Annotated in this window: 21 protein-coding genes; 16 read left to right on the forward strand and 5 right to left on the reverse strand. The window is 69.0% G+C overall.

Going from position 1 to position 22,617, the window contains the following annotated elements; all coding sequences use genetic code 11:
* Nucleotides 1-198: 198 nt before the first annotated feature.
* The 3 genes from QZM67_RS15415 to QZM67_RS15425 form a co-directional block, all read right to left on the reverse strand.
* On the reverse strand, nt 199-903 hold the full coding sequence (locus tag QZM67_RS15415) for a glutathione S-transferase N-terminal domain-containing protein (RefSeq protein WP_301804497.1): 705 nt from the start codon (nt 901-903) through the stop codon (nt 199-201).
* Between the two features lie 170 nt (nt 904-1,073).
* Entirely contained in the window at nt 1,074-2,198 is a 1,125-nt protein-coding gene (locus QZM67_RS15420) for a porin (protein ID WP_043182853.1), read from the reverse strand.
* A 234-nt stretch (nt 2,199-2,432) separates the two neighbouring features.
* Entirely contained in the window at nt 2,433-5,135 is a 2,703-nt protein-coding gene (locus QZM67_RS15425; protein ID WP_301804500.1) for a LuxR C-terminal-related transcriptional regulator, read from the reverse strand.
* Nucleotides 5,136-5,378: 243 nt separating this feature from the next.
* On the opposite strand from QZM67_RS15425, the gene QZM67_RS15430 reads away from it, so the two are divergent.
* From QZM67_RS15430 to QZM67_RS15480, 11 genes are all read left to right on the forward strand, one after another.
* Entirely contained in the window at nt 5,379-6,368 is a 990-nt protein-coding gene (locus QZM67_RS15430; protein WP_301804503.1) for a universal stress protein, read from the forward strand.
* A gap of 19 nt (nt 6,369-6,387) precedes the next feature.
* Nucleotides 6,388-7,368, forward strand: coding sequence for a quinone oxidoreductase (locus QZM67_RS15435; RefSeq protein WP_301804505.1), 981 nt, complete (start codon nt 6,388-6,390; stop codon nt 7,366-7,368).
* Nucleotides 7,369-7,378: 10 nt separating this feature from the next.
* Complete coding sequence (locus QZM67_RS15440; RefSeq protein ID WP_175020966.1) at nt 7,379-8,227, forward strand: TauD/TfdA family dioxygenase; 849 nt, start codon at nt 7,379-7,381, stop codon at nt 8,225-8,227.
* Between the two features lie 118 nt (nt 8,228-8,345).
* Nucleotides 8,346-9,401, forward strand: a complete 1,056-nt coding sequence (locus QZM67_RS15445) for a 3-keto-5-aminohexanoate cleavage protein (RefSeq protein ID WP_175020967.1) — start codon at nt 8,346-8,348, stop codon at nt 9,399-9,401.
* Nucleotides 9,402-9,572: 171 nt separating this feature from the next.
* Entirely contained in the window at nt 9,573-10,901 is a 1,329-nt protein-coding gene (locus QZM67_RS15450) for an MFS transporter (protein WP_301804511.1), read from the forward strand.
* Between the two features lie 16 nt (nt 10,902-10,917).
* Complete coding sequence (locus QZM67_RS15455) at nt 10,918-11,493, forward strand: alpha/beta hydrolase (protein ID WP_301804514.1); 576 nt, start codon at nt 10,918-10,920, stop codon at nt 11,491-11,493.
* Nucleotides 11,494-11,810: 317 nt separating this feature from the next.
* Nucleotides 11,811-12,977, forward strand: coding sequence for an ABC transporter substrate-binding protein (locus tag QZM67_RS15460; protein WP_301804517.1), 1,167 nt, complete (start codon nt 11,811-11,813; stop codon nt 12,975-12,977).
* Nucleotides 12,978-13,026: 49 nt separating this feature from the next.
* Nucleotides 13,027-14,112, forward strand: coding sequence for an ABC transporter ATP-binding protein (locus QZM67_RS15465; RefSeq protein WP_175020971.1), 1,086 nt, complete (start codon nt 13,027-13,029; stop codon nt 14,110-14,112).
* 37 nt (nt 14,113-14,149) lie between these two features.
* The gene (locus QZM67_RS15470; protein WP_301804521.1) at nt 14,150-15,019 is read left to right on the forward strand and encodes an ABC transporter permease; all 870 of its coding nucleotides are present in this window, start codon (nt 14,150-14,152) and stop codon (nt 15,017-15,019) included.
* Nucleotides 15,019-15,942 (forward strand): ABC transporter permease, encoded by a 924-nt coding sequence (locus QZM67_RS15475; protein WP_301804524.1) that lies wholly within the window; start codon nt 15,019-15,021, stop codon nt 15,940-15,942. Before QZM67_RS15470 ends, QZM67_RS15475 begins: the two co-directional genes overlap by 1 nt.
* A gap of 122 nt (nt 15,943-16,064) precedes the next feature.
* Nucleotides 16,065-16,502, forward strand: coding sequence for a hypothetical protein (locus QZM67_RS15480; protein ID WP_301804526.1), 438 nt, complete (start codon nt 16,065-16,067; stop codon nt 16,500-16,502).
* Between the two features lie 154 nt (nt 16,503-16,656).
* Here the strand turns inward: QZM67_RS15480 and QZM67_RS15485 are convergent, their stop codons facing one another.
* On the reverse strand, nt 16,657-16,950 hold the full coding sequence (locus QZM67_RS15485) for a DUF4148 domain-containing protein (protein WP_175020975.1): 294 nt from the start codon (nt 16,948-16,950) through the stop codon (nt 16,657-16,659).
* A 219-nt stretch (nt 16,951-17,169) separates the two neighbouring features.
* Here QZM67_RS15485 and QZM67_RS15490 point away from each other — a divergent pair, with 219 nt between their 5' ends.
* A complete protein-coding gene (locus QZM67_RS15490) occupies nt 17,170-17,382 on the forward strand; it encodes a hypothetical protein (protein ID WP_006497261.1) in 213 nt (70 codons plus the stop codon).
* Nucleotides 17,383-17,669: 287 nt separating this feature from the next.
* On the opposite strand, the gene QZM67_RS15495 is transcribed toward QZM67_RS15490, so the two are convergent.
* Nucleotides 17,670-18,635 carry a D-2-hydroxyacid dehydrogenase gene (locus QZM67_RS15495; protein ID WP_301804530.1) on the reverse strand — a complete coding sequence of 322 codons (966 nt, stop codon included), beginning with the start codon at nt 18,633-18,635 and terminating at the stop codon, nt 17,670-17,672.
* A 251-nt stretch (nt 18,636-18,886) separates the two neighbouring features.
* Here QZM67_RS15495 and QZM67_RS15500 point away from each other — a divergent pair, with 251 nt between their 5' ends.
* The 4 genes from QZM67_RS15500 (at nt 18,887) to QZM67_RS15515 (ending at nt 22,565) form a co-directional block, all read left to right on the forward strand.
* Nucleotides 18,887-20,077 carry a CaiB/BaiF CoA-transferase family protein gene (locus QZM67_RS15500; protein WP_175020977.1) on the forward strand — a complete coding sequence of 397 codons (1,191 nt, stop codon included), beginning with the start codon at nt 18,887-18,889 and terminating at the stop codon, nt 20,075-20,077.
* Between the two features lie 24 nt (nt 20,078-20,101).
* Nucleotides 20,102-21,064, forward strand: a complete 963-nt coding sequence (locus tag QZM67_RS15505) for a hydroxymethylglutaryl-CoA lyase (protein WP_301804532.1) — start codon at nt 20,102-20,104, stop codon at nt 21,062-21,064.
* 22 nt (nt 21,065-21,086) lie between these two features.
* The gene (locus tag QZM67_RS15510; RefSeq protein ID WP_301804533.1) at nt 21,087-21,470 is read left to right on the forward strand and encodes a VOC family protein; all 384 of its coding nucleotides are present in this window, start codon (nt 21,087-21,089) and stop codon (nt 21,468-21,470) included.
* Between the two features lie 231 nt (nt 21,471-21,701).
* Nucleotides 21,702-22,565, forward strand: coding sequence for an alpha/beta hydrolase (locus QZM67_RS15515; RefSeq protein WP_301804536.1), 864 nt, complete (start codon nt 21,702-21,704; stop codon nt 22,563-22,565).
* Nucleotides 22,566-22,617 lie beyond the last annotated feature (52 nt).

Below are 22,617 nucleotides of genomic sequence, written 5' to 3' on the forward strand. Positions count from 1 at the left end.
CATCGAGGCGCCGCTGCCCGCGAGACGACATCGAGGTCGCCGATATAAGGCGTGGCGTAGGCTTCTTCCAGAAACGGCGTACCCATTCTTCTAATCCCGCCGTTCGCCGGGGATTCGCGATAAACCCAAAAAAGCCCGCCGCGTAATGCGGCGGGCCTTGCACTTCGCGGCCCGCACGGCGTGCGACCGCTTAGCCGGTCAGCCTCGCGCCGGAATATTGAGCCCACGCGCGACAGCCGGACGCGCAACGAACGCGTCGAGCACCCGCTTGACGTTCCGGAACTCGCTGAAGCCAACCAGATCGCCCGCTTCGTAGAAACCGACGAGGTTGCGCACCCACGGGAAGATCGCGATGTCGGCGATCGTGTAGGTATCGCCCATCATCCACTGGCGGTTCGCGAGATGCGCGTCGAGCACGCCGAGCAGGCGCTTCGATTCGTCGACGTAGCGGTCGCGCGGGCGCTTGTCCTCGAAGTCGCGGCCGGCGAACTTGTGGAAGAAGCCGACCTGGCCGAACATCGGCCCGATGCCGCCCATCTGGAACATCACCCACTGGATCGTCTCGTAGCGGCCGGCGAGATCCTTCGGAATCAACTGGCCCGTCTTGTCCGCGAGATAGATCAGGATCGCGCCCGATTCGAACAGCGGCAGCGGTTTGCCGTCCGGGCCGTTCGGATCGATGATCGCCGGGATCTTGTTGTTCGGATTCAGCGACAGGAACGCGGGCGAAAGCTGGTCGTTCGTGTCGAAGCTCACGAGGTGCGGCTCGTACGGCAGGCCGGTTTCCTCGAGCATGATCGACACCTTGACGCCGTTCGGCGTCGGCAGCGAGTAGAGCTGGAGACGGTCGGGATGCTGGGCCGGCCACTTTTGCGTGATCGGGAAGGCGGACAGGTCGGGCATGGAGGTTCGCTCGTCGAAGTGAATGATCCGCGCTCCGTCCATGCTGCCGCGCGCCACGGCCAGTGGTGCGGCGGCGGAGCGGAGCGCGCCGAAAACGCCCACTGTAGCCGATCCCGGCGATCGATGCCGACGGCGGCCGCTACACCGCCGGGAGCCGCCGCCGGCAGAGATCAGAAGTTGTGCCGCAGCCCGACCATCGCGGCCGTCGTGCCGACGCCCGGCGCGACCGGCTGCCCGTACACGAGCATCTGGTCCATCGTGCCGCGGTTGTTCACGTGGCCGACCTGCGCATAGATCATCGTCCGCTTCGACAGGCTGTAGTCGGCCGCGAGCACGACCGCCGTCGACTTGTTTGCAGACTGGTTGCGGTCCTTCAGGTAATACACCGCGGACGTCACCTGCAGCGCGGGCGTGAAGCGATAGCCGATGCCGGCCGACAGCATGTCGAGGTTCACCTTGTCCGCGTGCGACGGATTCCGGCCGTTGCCGTACGACGCCGACACCGAGAAATCGTGGATCGTGTATTTCGCGCCGAAGTAGATGAAACGGTTGTTGTCGACGCCGGTCGGCGCGACGCCCGGCGCCGGGTTCGTGTCGTGGCCGTTGTAGTAGACGGCCGATGCGTTCAGCCCGTAGTTCGCATACTTGAGCACGACCGATTCGCGCGTGCCGCCCTGGAACTGCCCGGCCACGCCGCCCGGCGCGTATTCGAGCGCGATCGACGCACCCGCGAAGGTCGGCGACTGGTAGACGAGTGCGTTGCTGTCGTACAGCGCGCCGATCGCGGCGTTGGTGCTCGTCCCGGGCCAGCCGGCCGCCGTGTTCAGGCCGAGCCACGCGATCAGCACGCTGCCGAAGAACTGCGCGTTGCGCACGTCGGTGTCGGCCATCGCGTAGATCATCGGCACGATCTGGCGGCCGGCCGTGAACGTGCCGAACGGGCCCGACACGCCGAGCGACGCGACCTGGTTGAAGATCGCGACGGTGCCCGGCGTATCGCTCAGCTGCAGCTTGCCGGTGCTGCTGTCGAACGAGCCCTGCAGCTTGAAGTTGATCTTGTAGCCGCCGCCGATGTCCTCGCTGCCCTTGATGCCCCAGAAGCTCGAATAGATGCCGCCGTCCTTCATGCGGAACACCTTGCCGGTATTCGGCGCGGTCGGGCTGAACGACGCCGCCGACGTGCTCTGGTACATCAGGCCCGAGTCGATCACGCCGTAGAGCGTGACGGAGGATTGCGCATGCGCGAGCGCCGAACAGCCGGCAAGCGCCGCGAGCGCGGCCAGTTTCGTCTTCATCCAAGTCTCCAGGGTTTCGTGTCGTGACCGGTCGGGATCGAGCCCAGCCGGGTGAAGCGGGGCAACATCGAGGCGGGCGGGCAGGTGTGACAGGCATCGCCCGTGCGAGCCGTGCGGAAAGACTACGCAACGGCGGGCGGCCGCTCCCCCCCACGCGCGGGGGGCAGGGTTGCGGAGAATCGGAGGAAGGCGGGCGCGGCAACGCGCCCGATTCGCGGAACCGGCGTTACGACGTCAGGGCGCGCTTTCGAGGAGACCCAACACCAGCGCGCGGCGTACCGCATGCTTGCGCGAGCTGGCGTCGAGCTTGCCGAACAGGTTCTTCAGGTGCCACTTCACGGTTTCCTCGCCGACGGCGAGCGCCACCGCGATCTCCTTGTTCGACAGGTTGCGCGCGAGCAGCTCGAGAATCGCGCGCTCCTTCGGCGTCAGCACGACGCTCGGCACCGCGCGCGGGCTGGCCGCCGCGCGCGGGGCGGGCGGCACGATGCGCGGCTGCGGCAGTGTGTGCCGCGCGGGGCCGGCGCCGGCGGCAGCTTCGTCGCCCGCGCGGCGTGCCCAGTCGGCGATGGCCGGGTGTGCGTCGACGAGCGTGCGCGTCAGCCCGAACACGTCCGCGAGGTTCATCGCCTCGTCGAGCAGCGCGCGGCCGGCGCCTCCCGACTGTTCGAGCGCGAACGCACTGAGCGCCATGATCTCGATGCGCGCTTGCCCCATGCTCATTTCGCGGGCCAGCACGGCGGCTTCGTCGAGCGCCGCGCTCGCATCGTCCCAGCGGCGCGCGGCCAGCGCGGCGCCCGCGTGCGCGGTCGCCTGCAGCAGCACGACAGGGCGCCGCCACAACGGCCCGTGCGACGGAAACTCGGCCGCGGCGATCGCATCGATCCGCTCGACGAGCGCATGGCAGGTCGCTTCGCGATAGCGCGCCGCGTGGATGCGCACCTGTTCGGCGAGACTCGCGACCGACAGGCGCGGCAGGCGGCGCGCGACGCCCATCGCATCGAGCGCTTCGAGCAGGTCGATCGCACGGTGCTCGACGCCGCGCAGCAGCGCGATGCGCGCGGCGGTGCGATAGCCGAGCAGCACGGTATCGGGCGTGCCCGTATGCTCGAGCACGTCGAGCCGGTTCGCGAGCAGCGCGGCGGCCTGGTCGACGCGATCGGCCTCGTAGGCGAGCGCCGCGCACATCGCCGCGAGCATGCAGGTCAGCGGATGGCGGCGCCCGAGATCGGCTTCCGCGCGCGCCAGCGTCGGCGACAGCGCGTCGTCGGCCAGCCGGACCTGGCCTTCGCGCAGGTAGCTCAGCCCCGTGATCAGTTCGCCCCAGCGCGCGACATAGCCGAACCCGGCCGCCGTCTCGCCGCGCGGCGCCGCGTGCTGGAAGCGGCGCGCCTGCGCCGGTTCGCCGACGATGATCGCGCGTGCCGACAGCCGGTTCGCGTGCATTTGCGCGAGCCAGGTCGCCGCCGGCGGCGTGAAATCGGCCCACGGTTCGAACAGCTCGACGAAGCGGTCGATTTCGTCGGCGTAATACGCGGCCGCGCTGAGGATCAACGCGCATTCGTAGCGCATCGCCGCGGGCGTGCCGGGATCCGCGAGGATGCCCGCGATCTGGCGCCGCGCCTCGACATGGCGCTCGCCGAGCGCCAACGCCCATGCCACCGCGACGCGTAGCGTCGGACGCTTGTCGAGCTCCGCATCGGGCAGCAGCGCGAGCCAGTCGAGCACGTCGTTGATGCGGCCCTGCTTGATCGCATCTTCGAGGCAACGCTGCGCGAGCGCGTACGCCACCTCGAACTGGCCCGCCGCATACGCGTGGCGGGCGGCTTCCTCGGTCATTCCGTGCGCGTCGAGCCATGCGGCCGCACGCGCATGCAGCGCGCTGCGCTCGGTATCCGGGCCCGCGGCCAGGCGGTCGCGCAGCGTGTCGCGGACGAGCGGATGCAGCCGGCACCAGTCCGAATCGTCCGACGCAATGAACAGCGGCGTGTCGCGTGCGAGCCGCGCGAGACGATCGGGTGCGTCCGCGTCGTCGAGCAGCGCCGCGCACAGCGACGGATGCAGGCGATCGGCGACGCTCGTGCGGGTCAGGAACGCGGTGTCGTCGGCCGACAGGTTCGTGAGCAGCAGCTCGACCAGCCGGTCGCGCGTGCCGTCCACGCGGGCGGCGAGCGCGTCGACCGCCTGACGCGGATCGGCCGAGTGCGCCATCGCAGCCATCGCGAGCTGCAGGCCGAGCGGCCAGCCGTCGACGCGTTCGAACAGCCGCGCGCAGGCGTCGGCATCGACCCGCTGCGCAAAGCGCGCGCCGACCAGCGCGATCGTCTCGTCGAGCGTGAAGCGCAGCCAGTCGGGGCCCGCGAGCGTGCATTGCCCGCCGGCGAGCAGGTCGCCGGCCACGTGATCGAGCCCGCGCCGCGCGGCGACGACGACATGCAGGTTTTGCGGCGCGTTGTGCAGCACGTAGGTCAGCGCATCGAGGCCGGCTGGCGGCAGACGCTCCGCATCATCGACGATCAGGAGCGCATCGATCGACAGTTGCGCGACTTCGGCCAGCCACGCGGTCACGCCCTCCAGCGCGCGCGCCGCGTCGGCCGCGCCGACCGGAATCAGGCGCCCGAAGCCGGGCCGCGCGCAGCCGGTCCGTACCGCCTGCACGAGCCCCTGCAGCAACCGGGCCGCATCGTCCCGTTCGTCGGCCGACAGCCACACGACCGCGCGGCCGAGCGCGAGGGTTTCGCGGCGCCATTGCGCGAGCAGCGAGGTCTTGCCGTAACCGGCCGGCGCCTGCACGAGCGTGACCGGCCGGCCGTCGAAGGCGGGCGCGGCGAGGCTCAGCCGCGCGCGGGCCAGCAACTGCGCCGGCACGCGCGGCGCGGTCGTCTTCAGGACCAGTTCGGTGGGAGGCGCGTCGGCGCGATCGGGTGGGTAGGCCATCGGGGCAGCAGTCGGAATCCGGCGGTGCCGTGCGGGCCAGCGTCCGGGGTGGGTGTGGGGGGAAGGATCGGTCGAACCGCGTTCGCCCGTCAATCCCCCCCGCGACGAGTGGGGCCGCACCGGCACCGCATCGATAGCATGGGTTCCGATGCATGACGAACACCACGAGGAGCCCACCCATGAACATCGTATCGACCGGCACGCGGCGCAGCGCGCCGCTCGCCGGATAAGCGGAGCGGCACGATGTACCGCCATCTGCTCGTGACGGTCGACGGCACGCCCGGCGGCATCGACGCGATCGGCCATGCGCTCGAACTGGCGCGCGCGGTCGGCGCCCGGGTCACGTTCATGCTGACCGGCGCCGCGCCGGACTCGCGTTTATCCGGAGCGCGGCTGCCGGAGCACGGTGCGAAAGTGGAAGCCGCCGCGCGGGCGCAAGGGTTGTCCCATGCGATCGCGGGGGCCGGCCAACCGGGGGCCGGCCAACCGGGGGCCGGCCAACCGGGGGCCGGCCGTCCGGGGGCCTGCGACGCAGCGCCCGGCGTGCTGGCGGCCGAACTCGGCTGCGACCTGATCGGCGTCGCGGCGCTGCCGCACGATGCCGATGCAGCGGCCTGCGCGCAACGGCAGCATCTGCTCACGACGAGCGGCGTGCCGGTGCTCGTGTGCCCGTCGCGGCGATCGCCTGCCGAGGCGCGCGTGATGGCGCGTTGCCTCGATGCGCATCGCGCAGTCGGCGGGTTGCTGCATGCGCTGACGGCGTCCGGCGCGGACGTAGACGTGGACGTGAACGCGCAGCAGCAACGGGCCGACACGCAGGATGTGCTGGCATCGCTCGCCGCCCTGCAGCGCGCCCGGGTCGGCACGGCCGCCGAAGCGCGCCTCTTCGCGGCATTGCGCGTCCGCGCGGAGTGCGTCGCGGCCGAACTGGATGAACTCGACCGCCAGCGGCGGCGCGACGCCCAAGCGCTCGATGCGCTCCTGCGGATCGCCGCCGACGGGCTGCCGTCGATCGCGTTCGACGCGGCGCTCGCCCGCTATGCGCACGGCGCGTTCGAGCAGATGGGGCGGATGGAAGGCGTGATTTTCCCGGCCGCGCGGCGCTACCTGGGCGACGCGGACTGGGCGGGACTGGATGAATCGCTGGCGGACGGCGCAGCCGCGCAGCCGCCACGCGCAAACGAACCGAACGAACCGAACGAACCCGACGGTGCGCGACGCGCATCCGACTGACACCATACGGAGAACAAAGATGGCACATGCAGTGCGATTCCACGCAACCGGCGGCCCCGAGGTCCTGCGCTGGGAGGAAGTCGAGGTCGGCGACCCGGGCCCCGGCCAGGTACGCCTGCGGCACGACGCGGTCGGCCTGAATTTCGCCGACACGTATTTCCGCAGCGGCCTGTATCCGGTGCCGTTGCCGGCCGGCCTCGGCGTCGAGGCAGCCGGCGTGGTCGAGGCCGTCGGCCCCGGCGTGACGAATGTCGCCGTCGGTGACCGCGTCACCTACACGGGTTTCCTGAACACGCTCGGCGCGTACAGCACCGAACGGCTGATCCCCGCCGCGCCGCTCGTGCGGCTGCCGGCCGGCATCACGTGCGAAACGGCCGCGGCGATGACGATGCGCGGCCTGACGTCGGCCTACCTGATGCGCCGCATCCACGCGTTCGCACCGGGCGACACGATCCTGCTGCACGCAGCCGCCGGCGGCGTCGGGCTGATCGTGTCGCAATGGGCGAAGCTGCTCGGGCTCACGGTGATCGGCACCGTCTCCAGCGAGCACAAGGCCGGGATCGCCCGTGCGCACGGTTGCGACCATACGATCGACTACAGCCGCGAGGACGTCGCGAAACGCGTGCGCGAACTGACGGACGGTGCAGGCGTCGACGTCGTGTTCGACAGCGTCGGCAAGGACACTTTCGAAGGCTCGCTCGATTCGCTGAAGCGGCGCGGGCTGATGGTGTGCGTCGGCACCGCGTCGGGCCCGATCCCGCCGTTCGATCCGCAGCGCCTCGCGATGAAGGGCTCGCTGTACCTGACGCGCCCGGCGCTGGCCGACTACATCGCCGATCCCGCCGAGAAGAACGACCTGGCCGGCGAACTGTTCGCGCACGTCGCGGCCGGCCGGATCCGGATCGAGATCAACCAGCGCTACGCGCTGCAGGACGCGGCGCAGGCACACCGCGATCTCGAATCGCGCAAGACGACCGGTTCGTCGGTGTTCATCGTCTGAGGAGACGCGCATGCGAGTCGAACCCCTGACCTGCGCGATCGGCGCGGAACTGCTGGATGTGAGCCTCGCCGACGCCGTGCACGACGACGGCCTGTTCGCCGAGATCCGCGCGCAGCTGCTCCGGCATCGCGTGCTGTTCCTGCGCGACCAGGACATCACGCGCGCCGAACATGTCGCGTTCGCGCGGCGCTTCGGCGAGCTCGAGGATCATCCGGTGGCCGGCAGCGATCCCGAGCACCCGGGGCTCGTGCGGATCTACAAGTCGCCCGACCAGCCGAACGACCGCTACGAGAATGCGTGGCACAGCGATGCGAGCTGGCGCGTGGCGCCGCCGTTCGGCTGCGTGCTGCGCTGCGTCGACGGTCCGCCGGTTGGCGGCGACACGATGTGGGCGAACATGGTGCTCGCGTACGAGCGCCTGCCGGAGCACGTGAAGCAGCAGATCGACGACTTGCGCGCGCGCCACAGCATCGAGGCGAGCTTCGGCGCGGCGATGCCGATCGACAAGCGCCTCGCGCTGAAGGCGCAATACCCGGACGCCGAGCATCCGGTCGTGCGCACGCATCCCGAAACGGGCGAGAAGGTGCTGTACGTGAACGCGTTCACCACGCATTTCACCAACTTCCATACACCGGAGCGCGTGCGCTTCGGGCAGGACGCGAACCCGGGCGCCGGGCAACTGCTGCAATACCTGATCAGCCAGGCCTACATCCCCGAATACCAGGTGCGCTGGCGCTGGAAGAAGAACAGCGTCGCGATCTGGGACAACCGCAGCACCCAGCACTACGCGGTGATGGACTACCCGCCGTGCGTGCGCCGGATGGAGCGCGCGGGCATCGTCGGCGACGTGCCGTTCTGAGCGCGTCCGCACCGTAACCGATTCGCAACCCTGAACCACGCGCCGGGCCTGCCGCCCGGCGCGGCGGGATACGCACGCCCGTACGCCCGACATACAACGATTTCCACTGGAGGACGACATGCAATTTCTCGACGATTCGCTGCACCCGGAAAACCAGGACAAGGTAGTCATCACGGTCGCCCCGTACGGCCCCGAATGGATGCCCGCCGATTTTCCGGAAGACATTCCGGTGACGATGGACGAGCACGTGCAGAAGGCCGTCGACTGCTACAACGCCGGCGCGACGGTGCTGCACATGCATGTGCGCGAACTCGACGGCAAGGGCAGCAAGCGGCTGTCGAAGTTCAACGAGCTGCTCGGCCGGCTGCGCGAGGCGGTGCCCGACATGATCCTGCAGGTGGGCGGCTCGATCTCGTTCGCGCCGGAAGGCGAGGGCGCCGATGCGAAATGGCTGTCCGACGACACGCGCCACATGCTCGCCGAGCTGACGCCGAAGCCCGACCAGGTGACGGTCGCGATCAACACCGTGCAGATGAACATCACCGAGCTGATGAACCGCAAGGACATCGCCGGCACGTCGCTGAACGATGCCGCGTACTGGGACGCGTACCGCGAGATGACCGTGCCGGCCGGCCCCGGCTGGGTCGACGAACACCTGCGCCGCCTGCAGGCGGCCGGCATCCAGCCGCATTTCCAGCTCACCGGCATGCACGCGCTGGAAACGCTCGAACGGATCATCCGCCGCGGCGTCTATCGCGGCCCGCTGAACGTGACGTGGGTCGGCATCGGCGGCGGCTTCGACGGCCCGAATCCGTACAACTTCATGGAATTCGTGCGGCGTTGCCCGGATGGCGCGTGCATCACGCTCGAATCGCTGATGAAGAACGTGCTGCCGATCAACACGGTCGCGATGGCGCTGGGCCTGCATCCGCGCTGCGGGATCGAGGACACGATCATCGACCAGAAGGGCAACCGGATGACGTCGGTGCAGCAGGTCGAGCAGTGTGCACGGATCGCGCGCGAACTCGGCCGCGACATCGCCACCGGCAAGGAGGCGAAGGCGATCTACCGGATCGGCGTGCAGTACGACGGCATCGACGAGACGCTGGCGCACCTCGGGATGGCGCCGAACCGCCGGCCGGGCCAGGCGAACGTGCCGCTGCGGGCGGCCTGACGCGCCGCGCATCCGCGCATCCGGGTAGGCGGCCGTGACGGCCGCCGCCCGCCGATCGTTGTGGCGTGGCACCCACCCCTGCGCAGCGCGCGGGAGCGGACTCCGGTCAACGGAGCGGGGCCACGCAAGCCGCGCCGGAGCACGACCGCTCCGGTGCCGGAGGAGACACGCATGCTGATCCATCATGTCGAGCCGTCGATGCAGGACGTCGCCGCCGCCGGCCGGCGCGCGCCCGCGTATGCGTGGCTCGTGTTCGGGCTGACCGTCGGCCTGCTGCTGTCGGACTACATGTCGCGGCAGGTGCTCAACGCCGTGTTCCCGCTGCTCAAGCACGCGTGGGCGCTGTCGGACACGCAGCTCGGTTCGCTGTCCGGCGTCGTCGCGCTGCTGGTCGGGCTGCTGACGTTTCCGCTGTCGGTGCTCGCCGACCGCTTCGGCCGCGTGCGCAGCATCGTGCTGATGGCCGCGCTGTGGAGCGTCGCGACGCTCGGCTGCGCGCTGTCGACCAACTACGCCGAGATGCTGGTCGCGCGCGGCCTCGTCGGGCTCGGCGAAGCCGCATACGGCAGTGTCGGCGTCGCGCTGATCCTCAGCATCTTTCCGGCACGCCTGCGCGCGACGCTGACCGGCGCGTTCATGGCCGGCGGCGCGTTCGGCTCCGTGTTCGGGATGGCGCTCGGCGGGCTGGTCGGCGCGCATCTCGGCTGGCGCTGGTCGTTCGGCGTGATGGCCGCGCTCGGCATCGTGCTGCTCGTCGCCTATCGCTGCGTCGTGACCGAACGGCGGCTCGCCGCTTATCGGATCGAGCCGTGCCGGCGCGACGCCAGCGCGCCGCGTGACTTGCGCGGCAGCGCGCGTGCGCTGATGTCGGGGCTGTTCGCGTCGCGTTCGGTGATCTGCGCGTATCTCGGCAGCGGGCTGCACCTGTTCGTGCCGGGCGCGCTGTTCGCGTGGCTGCCCAGCTACCTGAACCGCTACTACGCGATGGCGCCCGACCGTGCGGCCGTGCTCGCGGCCGGCTTCGTGCTGCTCGCGGGCGTCGGGATGGTCGGCTGCGGGATCGTCACCGACCGCGTCGGCAAGACCGACGGCAAGCGCAAGTGGCTGACCGCGATCGCGTATTGCGTGCTCACGGGCGTGTGCCTCGCGATTGCGTTCCGGCTGCCGCCCGGGCCGCTGCAGCTCGCGCTGATCTGCGTGGGGATGCTGGTCGGCGCGGGTGCGTCCGGTGCGTCGGGCGCGATGGTCGCGAACCTGACGCCGGCCGCGATCCACGCATCGGCGTTCGCGACGCTCACGCTCGCCAACAACCTGCTCGGCATGGCGCCGGGCCCGCTGCTGACGGGGTGGGTCGCCGATCACGCCGGGCTCGTCGGCGCGCTGCAATGGATTCCTGTCGTGCCGCTCATGGCCGCCGTGCTGTTCGCGATCGGACGCGCGAGCTACGTGGCCGATCTCGCGCGCGTCGAACGCGAACGGCGCGCGTCCCACCTTTCCTGAACGCTTCGGAGACTGCATGACCCTGACAACCACCCCTGCCATCCTGATCGTGCCCGGCTTGCGCGATCACGTCGAAGACCACTGGCAAACGCACCTCGAACGGCGCCTGCCGAACGCGCGCTCGGTCGCGCCGCTCGAAGCCGACAAGCTGAGCCGCGCCGCACGCGTCGCGGCGCTCGATGCGGCGCTGGCCGAGATCGACGGCCCCGTGATCCTGGTCGCGCACAGCGCGGGGGTGATGATTACGGTGCACTGGGCGCGGCAGGCCACGCGCAAGATCCACGGCGCGCTGCTCGCGGCGCCCGCCGATCTCGAGTCGCCGATGCCCGCCGGTTATCCGGCGTCCGATGCGATCGAAGCCAACGGCTGGACGCCGATACCGACCGAACGGCTGCCGTTTCCGAGCGTCGTCGCCGCGAGCCGCAACGATCCGCTCGCGCGTTTTGAGCGCGTCGAGGCGCTGGCGGCCGGGTGGGGCAGCAAGCTCGTCGATCTGGGCGATGTCGGGCACCTGAACCCGGCGTCCGGGTATGGCGAGTGGCAGGATGCCGAACGGCTGATCGGGGAGGTGGCCGCACTCGGCGCGGCCTGACTGGCTGAATATCCCTGTGTTCCGCGCGCCGCGCCCGACCGGGCAGCCGGCGCGCAACCTGTCGCTGTCGGGCCGCGATACGGCCCCGAACCGATTCCATTTCGCCGCCCGCCGAGATACGACGTCTTAACACGCCGCACAATCGACGTCGCACGGCGCCACACCAGCGGTCGACACACAAATCCTCAACAAACGGAAGGTGTTTGTCAGGGAAAATCCCGCCCCGTGCACGGTGGTTTTTTGTTGACCGACATCGTATAACGCCGTCATGATTTCCTGAAAAGAAAGGTCCCATCCACCGACCGAAGTGAGGAGACATGAACGCCACCACGATCGCTCGCCGTGTCCGCCGGATCGCACTCGCCCTGGGTTTCACGCTGTCGGCCGCGGCAGCCGTTGCCGCTCCCGTCTCGCTGAACATCGTCGATGTCGCGGGCAACCTGCAGCTCACGCAGAAGGCCATCGAGGCCTTCCGCGACAAGAACCCGAATCTTGTGTCGAACGTCACGTTCACGAACGCGCCGGCGCCGCAATTGCCGGGCAAGATCAAGGCAATGCAGGCGGCGGGGCGCTCGGACATCGATCTCGTCCTGACGGGCACCGACGCGCTGGCCGCCGGCATCGAGCAGAACCTGTGGCTGAAGCTGCTGCCCGACGACGCGGCCGCGTTCCCCGGTGTGCTCGACAAATACGCGCCCGGCCCGCGCAAGATGCAGGATCTCGCACAGGGCTTCGGTCTCGAAGTCACCTACATGCCGGCCGGCCCGCTGCTCGAATACAACCCGGCGAAGGTCAGCAACCCGCCGAAGACGCCCGATCAGCTTCTCGCATGGTGCAAGGCACACCCGAACAAGCTGATCTATGCGCGCCCGGCGAACTCGGGCCCCGGCCGCACGTTCCTGATGGGGCTGCCGTACGTGCTCGGCGACAAGAATCCGCAGGATCCGATCAACGGCTGGGACAAGACCTGGGCGTTCCTCAAGGCGCTGAACGACTGCGTGCCGTACTACCCGGGCGGCACGTCGGCCGTGATGAAGGAGCTCGGCGAGGGCACGCGCGACATGACCGTGACCGTCACCGGCTGGGATCTCAACCCGCGCGCACTCGGCATCGTGCCGGCCGAGTTCCGGATCCAGGCCTTCGACAACATGACGTGGGTCAACGACGCGCACTACATGGTGATCCCGAAGGGCGTGCCGAAAGAGAAGCTCGACGTGCTGTTCAAGCTGATGAACTTCCTGCTCGAACCGGCGCAACAGGCAATGACCTACGACGACGGCTACTTCTATCCGGGCCCGGCGGTGAAAGGCGTGACGCTCGAGATGGCGCCCGCGCACAGCCAGGAGGTGGTCCGCAAGTTCGGCCGCCCCGAGTACGCGAAGCTGCTCGCGGATCGCCCGCACGTGCAGCCGCTCAGCGCGCAGGCGATGGTCGCCGCGTTCCAGAAGTGGGATCGTGAAATCGGCGCGCAGAAGTCGAAGTGACGCATGAACCCGCAGGCGCCGAGGCGCCCGCGTCAACGGAGTGGGCCGGATGAAACACAGTTTCGAACGGCTGCGGCTCGATGGCGTGTGCCGCAGCTTCACCAATGCGGAAGGCGCGCAGGTCGCCGCGCTGAACGGGCTCGATCTCGAGATCCGACGCGGCGAGTTCATCGCGCTGCTCGGCCCGTCGGGTTGCGGCAAGTCGACCGCGCTCAACTGCATCGCGGGGCTGCAGCCGCTCACGCGCGGCGGCATCTGGCTCGACGACACGCGCATCGACGTGCTGCCGCCCGAGCGCCGCGGCTTCGGGATGGTGTTCCAGAACTACGCGCTGTTTCCGCACATGTCGGTGCTCGACAACGTCGGCTTCGGCCTCAAGATGCGCGGCGTGCCGAAGCAGGAAACGCGGCGGCGCGCGCAGCAGGCGCTCGAACTCGTGCAGCTCGTCGGGCACGAGGGCAAGCTGCCCGGGCAGCTGTCGGGCGGGCAGCAGCAGCGCGTCGCGATCGCACGCGCGATCGTGATCGAGCCGCCGCTCGTGCTGATGGACGAACCGCTGTCGAACCTCGACACGAAGCTGCGCATCGAGATGCGCGCCGAGATCCGCCGGATCCACACGCAGCTCGAACGCGCGACGATCTACGTGACGCACGATCAGGACGAAGCGCTGTCGATGGCCGACCGCATCGTCGTGATGAAGGAGGGCGTCGTGCAGCAGGTTGCGACGCCGAAGGACGTCTACACGCGTCCGCACAACCTGCATGTCGCGCGCTTCATGGGCTATCGCAACGTGCTGCCGTTCATGCTCGAAGGGATGGCCGGCGATTACGTGAAGGTCGCAGGGGGCGGCGCGCAGCTCACCGGTGTGCCGATGGATGGCTTCGATGCAAAGGACGTGACAGTCGCGCTGCGGCCCGACGACATCGAGCGGGCAGACGATGCGGGCGACAACACGAACACGTTCGATGCGACCGTCGAAACGGTCGAATACGGCGGCCGCGATTCGCTGATCCGCGCGGTCACGCCGTTCGGCGCGATCTGGGCGCGCGTGGCCGGCGAATTCGCGGAAGGCGAGCGGTTGCGGCTGCGCGTTGCGCCGTCACGCACACTCGTCTACCCGGGAGCGCCGAAATGAGCGGCGTGGCCGCAGCCCGGTTACACCGGGAGACCGCATGAGCACGCTCTCGGCCGGCACCCCGCGCGACTCAAAAGCCTGGCTCGTCACGCCCGCGCTCGCGTTCATCGTCGCGCTGTTCATCTATCCGTTCGCGTACGGCCTCGTGCTGTCGTTTCAGCCGATGAACGGCGGCGGCGCGCTCGCGAACTACGTGCAGTTCTTCACCGACACGGCCATGTGGCCGACCGTGCTCGTCACGCTGAAGCTCGCGGTGCCGGCGACGCTGCTCAACGTCGGCATCGCGGTGCCCGTCGCGTTCGCGCTGCGCCGCCATTCGCCGTACCAGAAGTTCGTCACGACGTTGCTCGTGATTCCCGTGACGCTCGGCACGGTGCTCGTCGCCGACGGGATGCTCACGTATTTCGGGCCGAACGGCTGGTTTCCGCAGGCGCTGCAGGGGCTGCACCTGTACACCGACGAAGTGCGCCTCACGCACAACTACTGGGGTGTGCTGCTGTCGCTGATCGTGTCGGGCTTTCCGTTCGCGTTCCTGCTGATGCTGTCGTACATCAGCGGCATCGACCCGACGCTCGCGCGCGCGGCCGCGACGCTCGGCGCGAACCCGTGGCAGCAGTTTCGGCAGATCTACCTGCCGCTGCTCGTGCCGGGGCTCACGATGGCCGCGTGCCTGTCGTTCGTGCAGGCGTTCTCGGTGTTCCCGTCGGCCGTGCTGCTCGGCGCGCCGGCCGGGCCCACGCGCGTGATCTCGATCGCGGCGGCGGAAGCCGCGTTCGAGAGCTACGACTATTCGCTCGCGTCGGCGATCGCGATCGTGATGGGTTTCGTGCAGTTGCTGGTGGTCGCCTCGATGCTCGGCGCGCGCCGCTTCTTCTATACCGGCGCGGTGACGGGAGGCAAGGGCTGATGGCGACCGACAATCATGCCGCGCGCACCTGGCCGCCGAAACACGATGCGTCCGATGCGCGGGCCGTCGATGCAAGGAAACCGCGCAAGATGAAAAGCAACCTGGCCGGCCGTGCGTGGAAGGCGCTCGTCTGGGGGCTGATGGCGTTCTTCCTGCTGAACGTGATGCTGCTGATCGCGACCGTCGCGGTGAACTCGATCGCGACCCGCTGGTTCGGCACGCCGCTGCCGCAGGGCTTCACGCTGCACTGGTATGCGAAGGCGTGGGAGGACTTCCAGCTCGCGAGCGTGCTGTGGGTGACCGTCGAGGTCGTCGGCGCGGTCGTGCTGCTGTCGATCGCGCTCGGCGTGCCAGCCGCGTATGCGCTCGCGCGCGTGCAGTTTCGCGGCAAGCGCTTCGCGCTGCTGGTGTTCCTGCTGCCGCTGATGGTGCCGCCCGTCACGTACGGGATCCCGATGGCCACCGTGATGTACAAGGTCGGGCTCGCGGGCACCTTGCCCGGCGTGATCCTCGCGAACCTCGTGCCGGCGCTGCCGTTCGTGATCCTCGTGATGACGCCGTTCATCGAGCAGATCGACCCGAATCTCGAAGCCGCCGCGCGCATCTTCGGTGCGAACACGTGGCGCTATTTCCGCTACGTGCTGCTGCCGCTGCTCGTGCCCGGCATGCTCGCGGCGGGGCTGCTCGTGCTGGTACGCACGATCGGGATGTTCGAGCTGACCTTCTTCACCGCCGGGCCGAGCACGCAGACGCTAGTCGTCGCGCTGTATTACGCGGTGTTCTCGACCGGCGTGCGCGCGCCGCAGTCGATCGACGCGATGGCGATGGTCTACATGGCCATCACGCTCGTGTGGGTCGTGATCGCGCTGCAGTTCGTGAGCCCGACGCAGCTCGTCAGCCGCGTGAAGCAGGAGCGGCAGTAGGCGAGGGCGACGCACGGGCGTGCGATGCCGCTTGCGCATCCGTGCAATTGGTTACAAATGGATACCGCGCCCGACACGCGGACGTTGCAGACTACGCGGCGTTCACCCGATAACGGATATCCATGAAGTTCCACACGCTGCTGACACTCGCCGGGGCATCGACGCTGCTGGCCGCCTGCAACCTGCTCCACGACGGCCCCGGTTCGAGCGACGTCGACGCTGCCGTGCGCCGCGCGCTCGAGGCGGAAAACCACGGCGGCTTGAACGCGTTGTTCGGCCAGCCGCTGCCCGTCTCGGCCGATGTCGTGTCGGCGAAACCCGACGGCGACTGCAAGAAGCTCGGCGATCGCACCTACTCGTGCGACGTCGTGGTCACGTGGCGCAATGCCGACTACAAGCCGTCGCGCGCGAACCTGACCTTCGTGAAGGCCGCCGACGGCGCGTGGCAGACCTCCGGCGTCGACGCGGCGATCGTGACGGGCACCGCAAAATCGCTGGTCGACGAGATCGGCAAGGCGTGGCCCGGCAATGCGGCGAGCGGCGCGTCGGCGCCGCAGTGACGCAAGCGGGCGGCGGGCTGGTCGCTTCCGTCCCGCGATGCGCGGTCTGCCGCGCCTGAAGGCCGCACGGTTCCTTCTGCTCGGCTGACGGCACGCCATCGACCGGTTGCCGCGCGCACGTCGCGGCCTGCACCGGGGCGGGGGTGGGGGCGGGTCAGCGCCCTCGACTCGGCTGGCCGGATACGGTTGCCGGCAGCGCCGGACGGCCGGACGCGGCCGACCCACCGGCTTCCGCGCCGATCCCCGACGACTGCGCGATGCGTGCTTCGGCCGCCTGGATATCTTCCGGGTACTGGCCTTTCAGCGGCTTGTAGCCGGCTTGTTCAACCTGGCGCAACTGCGCGACGACTTCGGCGCGCGTGACAGGGCCATTGGCCGTCTGCGCAAACGACACGGCGGGCGCCGCGATCGCGGCTGCGAGGACGAGCAGGGAAAGGGCGGGTTTCATCTTCAGGATCTCCGAACAGGACAGGGTGGCCGGCGCGGCGCGGACACCGCAACCGGTCCACCCATCTTGTTCGACCGGTGCTTAAGCGCGGATTAACGGAGAAAAAGGGCGCGAGCACCGTGTACGCGCGCGATTGAACGCATCCTCGGTATGCGGGCCGCCTTATAGGGAAAACCCTTATTTCGAGATATAATCACGGCCTAAGAGATAGGTCGAACCATGCCTGAACGTTTCCAAACCCTTGAAAAATTTGTGTTTTCCCTCGTCGTGATGTCCGCCGTCGTGTGCTCGGCATTCCTCGCGTACGAGCGTCACCCCGAGATCAAGATCGCGCTGCACGAAGGCGAAGCGCTGATGCGCGAGAGCGCCAAGTATTCGGTCATCTGCTCGCCGTCCAAGGTCGATCCTTGCGTCGAGATGTCCGCTTACTGACATGCGCGCCGATAGCGGTGCGCCGCTGTCGAAACGGCGTTTCCAGGATTCGCCCGATTCAGTTTCAGACGCGCGCTACAGCGTTGGCGGCCCGGATTCCTTGAAATAGAGCCCATCGGGAATTCGCAACCGGCCGCAAGACCGGGCGGATGCACGAGCCCGCCACGTGCCGAGTCGCTGACGTCAGCAGCCCCCCGAATTCAGCCGGCCCCGCTTCGAGCAATCGAGCGGGGCCGTTCTGTTTGCGCGGTTCAAATGACCGCCCGCCACACCGTGCACAACGCCCGTCACACCATATGCCGTGGCGTGCCGCCCACGAACGCGGCGACGTTGTCCACGAGTTGATCGGCGAGCGCCTGCATCGCTTCGTCGCTTGCCCACGCAACGTGCGGCGTCAGGATGAACGCCGGATGCGACAGGATTGCGTGGAACGGATGCGCGGCCGGCAACGGCTCCTGCGTGACCACGTCGAACCCCGCGCCCGCGATCTGCCCCGACTGCAAGGCGTCGACGAGCGCGCTTTCGTCCACGAGCCCGCCGCGCGCGGTATTGATCAGCAGCGGCCGGCGCGCCATCCGCGCGAACGCGGCCGCGTCGATCAGGTGCCGCGTCGCCGGCGTGAGCGGGCAGTGCAGCGTGATCACGTCGCTGTCGCGCAGCAGCGTGTCGAGCGGTGCGTAGTCGTCGCCCGACGCCTCGCCGTGCGCCGCGAACCGCACGCGCATGCCAAGCGCGCGGGCGATGCCGGCCACCGCGCGCCCGAGCACGCCGTCGCCGACGATCCCGAGCATCGAGCCGGCCAGGTCGCGAATCGGATGATCGAAGAAGCAGAACTGCCCGCTGTCGAGCCAGCGTCCCGCGCGCACCGCGTCGCGGTACGCGACGAGGCTGCGGCGCAGCGCGAAGATCAGCGCGAACGTGTGCTCGGGTACCGTGCGGACCGCATACCCGCGAATGTTGCTCACGACGATGCCGCGCGCCGCGCACGCGTCGAGATCGACGATGTCGGTGCCCGTCGCGGCGATCGCGATCATCCGCACGCGCCGCGCATCGGCAAGCGTGGCGGCATCGAGCCGTACCTTGTTGGTCACGACGATGTCCGCGTCGCCGATGCGCGCGGCAATCTCGTGCGCGGCCGTCCGGTCGAACGTGCGCACCACGTGCGGAAACGGAAACGGCTTCAGTACGGTGTGCGGCGACAGCGTCGCGCGGTCGAGAAACACGATCGTCGCGGGAGAGGAAACAGAAAACATGGCGGGGCTCGCTGACAGGCGCCCGGCGGGCGCGGAACGGGTTCGATTCTGCCGGCGGCGCGCATGCCGTCGTTTGACCGTTGCGCGAGTGCGCTTTCCCGGATGGAAAGGCTGATGCACCGCAGATGGGAAGGTGCGCGGCACACGCCTTTCCGTTTCGGAAAGGCTGGTTGAGCATCGATCGATGTTCGCCGGGCGCGAACGCCGTCATGATCGCCGTCATCGACACCACGATTTCATCGGAGACAGCCATGACACGCCCCCTGGACGGCATCCGCGTGCTGGAACTCGGCCAACTGATCGCCGGGCCGTTCGCGGGCCGGATGCTCGCCGAATTCGGCGCGGACGTGCTCAAGATCGAGCCGCCCGGGCTCGGCGATCCGCTGCGCAAATGGCGGCTGCTGCACGACGGCACGTCGGTGTGGTGGGCCGCGCAGTCGCGCAACAAGACCTCGCTCACACTCGACCTGCGTACGCCCGAAGGGCAGGACGTCGTGCGCCGCCTCGTCGCCGAGACCGACGTGCTGATCGAGAACTTCCGGCCCGGCACGCTCGAAGGCTGGGGGCTCGGCTGGGATGCGCTGTCCGCGATCAATCCGGGGCTCGTGATGCTGCGCGTGTCGGGCTTCGGTCAGACGGGCCCGTACCGCGACCGTCCCGGCTTCGGCGTGATCGCCGAGGCGATGGGCGGCCTGCGGCACCTGACCGGCGAGCCCGGCCGCACGCCGGTGCGCGTCGGCATCTCGCTCGGCGATTCGCTGTCGGCGCTGCACGGCGTGATCGGCGTGCTGCTCGCGCTGCGGCATCGCGAGCAGCAGGGCGGCAAGGGGCAGGTCGTCGACGTCGCGCTGTACGAATCGGTGTTCAACCTGATGGAAAGCCTGCTGCCCGAATACTCGGCGTTCGGCGCCGTGCGCGAGGCGGCCGGCAGCAGCCTGCCCGGCATTGCGCCGACCAATGCGTACCGCTGCCGCGACGGCAAGTACGCGCTGATCGCCGGCAACGGCGACAGCATCTTCCGGCGCCTGATGGAGCTGATCGGCCGGTCCGATCTCGGCAACGATCCCGCGCTCGCGCACAACGACGGGCGGGTCGCGCAGGTCGAACGCATCGACGCGGCGATCGGCGCGTGGAGCGCGCAGCACGATCTCGACGCCGTGCTGGCCGCGCTGAACGAAGCGCGCATCCCGTCCGGGCGCATCTACGACGTGGCCGACATCGCGGCCGATCCGCATTACCGCGCGCGCGACATGCTCGTCGATGCCGCGCTGCCCGACGGCACGCCCGTGCTCGTGCCCGGCATCGTGCCGAAGCTCGGCGCGACACCCGGGCGTATCGAGCACGCGGCGCCTGCGCTCGGCGCGGATACCGACGCGGTACTCGACTCGCTCGGCATCGATGCGGCGACGCGCGACGACTGGCGCACGCGCGGCGTGATCTGAGAAGCGGAAACAGGAGCAGACAACATGAACGGGCAACGCAAACGGCTCTACCTTCACGAAGTCGCGACACGCGACGGTTTCCAGAACGAAGCGGCATTCGTCGACACCGACGACAAGATCGCGCTCGTCGATGCGCTGAGCGCGTGCGGCTACGCGAAGATCGAGGTCACGTCGTTCACGTCGCCGAAAGCGATCCCCGCGTTGCGCGACGCGGAGGCCGTGATGCACGGCATCGCGCGCGTACCGGGTGTGGTCTATACGGTGCTCGTGCCGAACGTGCGCGGCGCCGAGCGCGCGCTGTCGTGCGGCGTCGACGAAGTGAACCTCGTGATGTCGATGAGCGAAAGCCACAACCGCGCGAACCTGCGGATGACGCGCGAGCAATCGTTCGCGCAGTTGCGCGACGTGATCGACGCGGTACGCGGCACGGGGGGCGCGATCAACGTGTCGCTGTCGACCGCGATGGGCTGTCCGATGGAAGGCGACGTGCCGGTCGAAGGCGTGCTCGCGTGGATGCAGCGCTTCGCGGATCTCGGCGTGCACGGCTTCACGCTGTGCGATACGACGGGCATGGCGTTTCCGTCTCAGGTGCGCGACCTGTCGGCCCGTGCACGCGAACGCTTCGGTGCGCTACAGCTCACGCTGCACTTCCACAACACGCGGGGAATGGCGCTCGCGAACACGCTCGCGGCACTCGATGCCGGGATCGACCGCTTCGACGCATCGCTCGGTGGCCTCGGCGGCTGTCCGTATGCGCCGGGCGCGACCGGCAACGCGTGCACCGAAGAACTCGTGCACATGCTCGAACTCGACGGCTACGATACGGGCGTGGATCTCGCGGCCGTGCTGGCCGCGTCGGCACGGCTGCCGGCGCTGATCGGTCATGACGTGCCGAGCCAGCTCCTGAAGGCCGGGCGCCGCTCGGACCTTCATCCGCCGCCGCGCGCGGACGCCGGCGACATGCCCGCGCAACGCGCTTTCTCATGAACAACGAACCGGAGCGAATTTCATGGCGCTGATTGACCACCTCGACCATCTCGTGCTGACCTGCGTCGATCCCGACAGGACCAGGCATTTCTACACCGAGGTGCTGCAGATGCAGCTCGAAACCTTCGGCGCCGGCCGGCTCGCGTTCCGCTTCGGCAACCAGAAGATCAACCTGCACGTGCGCGGCGCGGAATTCGAACCGAAAGCGCATGTGCCGGTGCCCGGCGCGCTCGACCTGTGCTTCATCGCGGCGGTGCCGCTCGACGACGTGATCGCGCACCTGACACGCGTCGAATGGCCGATCGTCGAAGGGCCCGTCGAACGCACGGGCGCAACGCAGAAGATCCGGTCGGTCTACGTGCGCGATCCCGACCTGAACCTGATCGAGATCTCCGAGTTGATCTGACCGTCGGCGCAGCGCTGGCCGTATCGCGTGCCGCAGGAGCGCGTCGGTGCGGTCGCATGCCGCGCCGATCTCCCGCCGAAAACGGACAGCCGGATTCCGCGCTCGCCGATTCCGGATAGCCGGCCCGTGGCACGCTGCGGATAATGCGTGCATCGGCGACCGAGAGGCCGCCTTCGCACCGGACGCGACGCTTGCGTCCGCGCTTTCCGCAACCCGACCAGGCGATTCCCGATGACGATCCTCTATCGCGGCATGGACCGCGCGGCGCTCGACGCCGCCTATCTGAACACGAAGGTGGTGCCCGATTTCCCGGCGTTGCTGGTGTCGATGCAGGCGCGTAGCACGGCGCTTTATGCAGCGGTATCCGGCCGGCGCGACCTGCGTTACGGTGCACGACCCGCGCAGCGGTTCGACTGGCTGTCGTGCGGTCAGCCCGATGCGCCGCTGTTCGTGTTCATTCACGGCGGCTACTGGCAGCACTGTGCGAAAGAGGATTTCGCGTATGCGGCGAGCGGGCCGCTCGCGTGCGGTTTCGACGTGATACTCGCCGAATACACGCTTGCGCCGGTCGCGACGATGACCGACATCGTCGGCGAGATCGGTGCGCTGCTCGATTACCTCGCGAACGATCCCGACGGCCTCGGCACCGCGCAGCGGCCGATCCACCTGAGCGGCCATTCGGCAGGCGGCCACCTGACGGCCGTGCACCGCGCGCATCCGGCCGTCGTGTCGGCGCTTGCGATCAGCCCGCTCGTCGATCTCGAACCGATCTCGCTGTGTTGCCTGAACGACAAGCTGCAGCTCACCGCGCACGAGGTCGACGCGTACAGCCCGTTGCGCCATATCGGGCCCGGCGCGCCGACGGTCGTTGCGGTCGGCGACGCCGAGCTGCCCGAACTCGTCCGGCAGGCACGCGACTACGCGACGGCCTGCGAAGCAGCGGGCGAGCGGAGCGTCCACGTCGTGCTGCCCGGCATGCAGCACTTCGACGTGCTCGACGATCTCGCGAAGCCGGACGGCGCGATGCTTGCCGCATTGCGGTCGTTCGCGCCGCGCCAGGCGTACCATTTCGCGCTCACACGGCCGGGCGTATGATCGGCGCTAGGCCGCCGCGCTGACGGCATGCGCCGGCGCGGCCTTCCCAGGA

Source organism: Burkholderia sp. AU45251 (assembly GCF_030482905.1).
Taxonomy (GTDB): Bacteria; Pseudomonadota; Gammaproteobacteria; order Burkholderiales; family Burkholderiaceae; genus Burkholderia; species Burkholderia aenigmatica.